This window comes from Arthrobacter sp. I3 (assembly GCF_000520575.1).
In the GTDB taxonomy this organism is placed as follows: Bacteria; Actinomycetota; Actinomycetes; order Actinomycetales; family Micrococcaceae; genus Arthrobacter; species Arthrobacter humicola_A.
Map to the genome: position 1 here is coordinate 1,023 of NZ_KI914971.1, position 2,775 is coordinate 3,797.

At 66.4% G+C, this 2,775-nt stretch carries 4 protein-coding genes; 1 reads left to right on the forward strand and 3 read right to left on the reverse strand.

Annotation, left to right across the window (positions count from 1 at the left end; translation table 11 throughout):
* Nucleotides 1-285: 285 nt before the first annotated feature.
* A complete protein-coding gene (locus tag Y706_RS0121805; RefSeq protein WP_028278243.1) occupies nucleotides 286-840 on the forward strand; it encodes an NUDIX domain-containing protein in 555 nt (184 codons plus the stop codon).
* A 10-nt stretch (nucleotides 841-850) separates the two neighbouring features.
* Here Y706_RS0121805 and Y706_RS27105 read toward each other — a convergent pair whose 3' ends face one another.
* Genes Y706_RS27105 through truB form a run of 3 tightly spaced genes read right to left on the reverse strand, consistent with a single transcriptional unit; the run spans nucleotide 851 to nucleotide 2,758 of the window.
* Complete coding sequence (locus Y706_RS27105; RefSeq protein ID WP_253906872.1) at nucleotides 851-1,402, reverse strand: hypothetical protein; 552 nt, start codon at nucleotides 1,400-1,402, stop codon at nucleotides 851-853.
* A gap of 19 nt (nucleotides 1,403-1,421) precedes the next feature.
* Entirely contained in the window at nucleotides 1,422-1,775 is a 354-nt protein-coding gene (locus Y706_RS0121815; protein ID WP_028278244.1) for a hypothetical protein, read from the reverse strand.
* The gene (gene truB, locus Y706_RS27110; RefSeq protein WP_084476324.1) at nucleotides 1,775-2,758 is read right to left on the reverse strand and encodes a tRNA pseudouridine(55) synthase TruB; all 984 of its coding nucleotides are present in this window, start codon (nucleotides 2,756-2,758) and stop codon (nucleotides 1,775-1,777) included. Before truB ends, Y706_RS0121815 begins: the two co-directional genes overlap by 1 nt.
* Between the last annotated feature and the right edge of the window lie 17 nt (nucleotides 2,759-2,775).

Here is a 2,775-nt window from a genome sequence, read left to right on the forward strand (position 1 = left end):
CAGCCGCGCCGGGAACGGCGGCCAGACGGGGATGCCGGGAGGACACAGCCGGGCCGGCCCAAGGCGCCCGGTCCGGGATGAACTCTCCACTGGCTTCCATAACTAAACTCTGCCAGAGGGGTACGACAGAAATAGCGGAAGCCATTCTTGCCGGCGCGCGACTCATAGTGGGTGACTCCCGGCAGCGCACGTCAGAGCACCGGGAGCCCATAGGGCACGTCCGGGCACGTAACACTGCGTACGACCCCCGCCCTCCTACGGACCGGTGCGTGGCAAGCTGTAGGGATGGACAGCACAGCCGCTCCCCAAGTCGGGGAATCACCTTTCGCACCACTGCTGCCGGGCGATCCGCGCCGCCCATTGGGCCCACGCGATCCTGGCGATGCCTGGGTCAATGGCGACAGGGGGCGGTTCTGGGGTCGGTTCGGTTCCGCCGGGCTCCTGGTCCACGACCCCGCCAAGGGGGTCCTCCTCCAGCACCGCGCCTTGTGGAGCCATCAGGGCGGCACCTGGGGGCTCCCCGGCGGCGCCCTGCACCAAGGGGAAGAAGCCATCCACGGCGCGTTGCGGGAAGCACACGAGGAAGCGGCCGTGCCTCCGGGGAATCTCCAGGTCCTGTTTACGTCAGTGTTCGACGTCGGCTACTGGTCCTACACCACCGTGGTGGCCCTTGCACTGCAGCCGTTTGAGGCCGCGATCAGTGATGCGGAAAGTATCGAACTGCAGTGGGTGGGGATTGACGGCGTCGGCGGCAAGGAACTGCACCCGGGCTTCGCCGCGGCCTGGCCGGGACTGCGCAGCAGGCTCACGGAGGCCCGGGGCATCGCCGGCCGCTTGTAGGCAGCCGGAGTTAGTGGTCCCGGCGCGCAGGGCGGCGGCGGTACAGCCAGATAAGTCCCAGGATCGGCAGCAGGAGCGGGATGAATCCGTAGCCGCGGCCAAACAGGGACCACACCGTCTCATGCGGGAAGTTCACCGAGTCGAACACGCTGAGTGCTCCCACCACCAGGACGCCCACAAGCTCCACCAGGACTGCCGCCACCGAGACCTTGAACGCGGTGCGCCCCGGCTTCGCCAGCGACACGGTGGCCACGACGTAGACGGCAGCGGCGAACGCGGACAGCAGGTAGGCCAGCGGCGCCTCGGAAAACTTCGTGAGAATCTGGTAGCCGGCCCGGGCTGTCGCCGAAATCGCGAAGATGGCATAGACAGCAATCAACAGCCGTCCCGGCCCGGTGTTGCGGGTATCGGTCGTCGCCGGCGCAGTTTCAGTCGCCCCAGTGCCCGGCGCCGCGGTTTCCGCCGGCGCAGTGTCGGCGGATTCAGCGTCCGCCGGCCCAGAGGTCCGGGACGCCGGCGCCGCCGGGTTTCCGGTGCCGTCGTGCGGGGAGTTTGCGCTCACGTTTTCTGCCTCTTCCATCTCAATACCAGATCTGGTTCATGCGCGCCGCCATCACCAGGGCGGTGACTCCGACGGCGGCCAGGACAAAGTTGCTCCAGCGGGTCCGCTCCAGGATGGACCAGTAAACGGCCCCGATCGGGAGGATCAGCGCCGTGGCCAGATAGCCCCAGAACTCCCAGGACTCTCCCGCGATCCGCTCGCCGCTGGCCACCCGGACAATCGAACCCCCCAGATAGACCAGGAGGGCAAGTTCGACGGCGGCCACCGACAGTATCGTCGTGTCGTTGGGCGCCTTTTTCAGGAGGCCCGCGACGACGCAAATGATGCTGGAGAGCAGGCCCACCACCAGAATGATGTAGAAATACGCGTCCACTACTGGCCGGCCAGCTTTTCTGTGGGCTGCTTGTCGTTGCCCGGCTTGCCGTTTCTGGGCTTTTCGTTGCCGGGCTTTTCATTATCCGGTGCGAAGACGAGCACAGGTTTGGCGTAGCTTCCCGCATCGGCCAGGAGGGCCACGAGCGAACCGTCCGGCGCGAACGCCGCTGCCGGTTTGTCCGCGGTCGCTGCCTCGGGTGTGCCTGCGGTTGCTCCGGCTCCGATTCTGCGGCCGAAGGAAATCTCGGTGGTTTCCGCCTCGCTGAGTTCACGGTTCGGCATGAGTGCACGGGCGGCGTCCGAGATTTCCAGGACATCCAGCGTCTCGGCCAATTGTTCGAGGGTGTGCGCCTGATCAAGGGTATATGGACCCACTTGAGTCCTCCGCAGTGCAGTCAGGTGGCCGCCGACGCCGAGAGCATCGCCGAGGTCGCGGGCCAGGGCACGGATGTAGGTACCGGAGGAGCACTCCACGGTGACGTCGACGTCGAGGGCCTCGCCGTCGTGGACGGGACGGGTCTCGTGGATCTCAAAGCGGTGGATCGTTACAGGCCGGGCTGCGAGCTTGACCTCTTCACCGGACCGGACCCGGGCGTAGGCGCGTTCGCCGTTGACCTTGATGGCACTGACGCTGCTGGGAACCTGCTCGATTTCCCCGGTCAGTGCCGCGACGCCGGCGCGGACAGCGTCTTCGGTTACCCCGGCGGCGCTGCGGGTGGCGGTAACCTCGCCTTCGGCGTCGTCCGTCACGGTGGATTCACCGAGCCTGATGGTGGCCGTGTAGGTCTTGGACGTGCCCACGATGTAGGTCAGCAGCCGGGTGGCCTTGTTGATGCCCACCACCAGAACGCCGGTGGCCATCGGATCCAGTGTCCCGGCGTGGCCAACCTTTCGGGTACCGGCAATCCGCCGCATCCGTCCAACCACATCGTGGCTGGTCCAACCTTGCGGCTTGTCTACTATCACCAGTCCAGAAAGCACGCCTCCCAGTATATGCG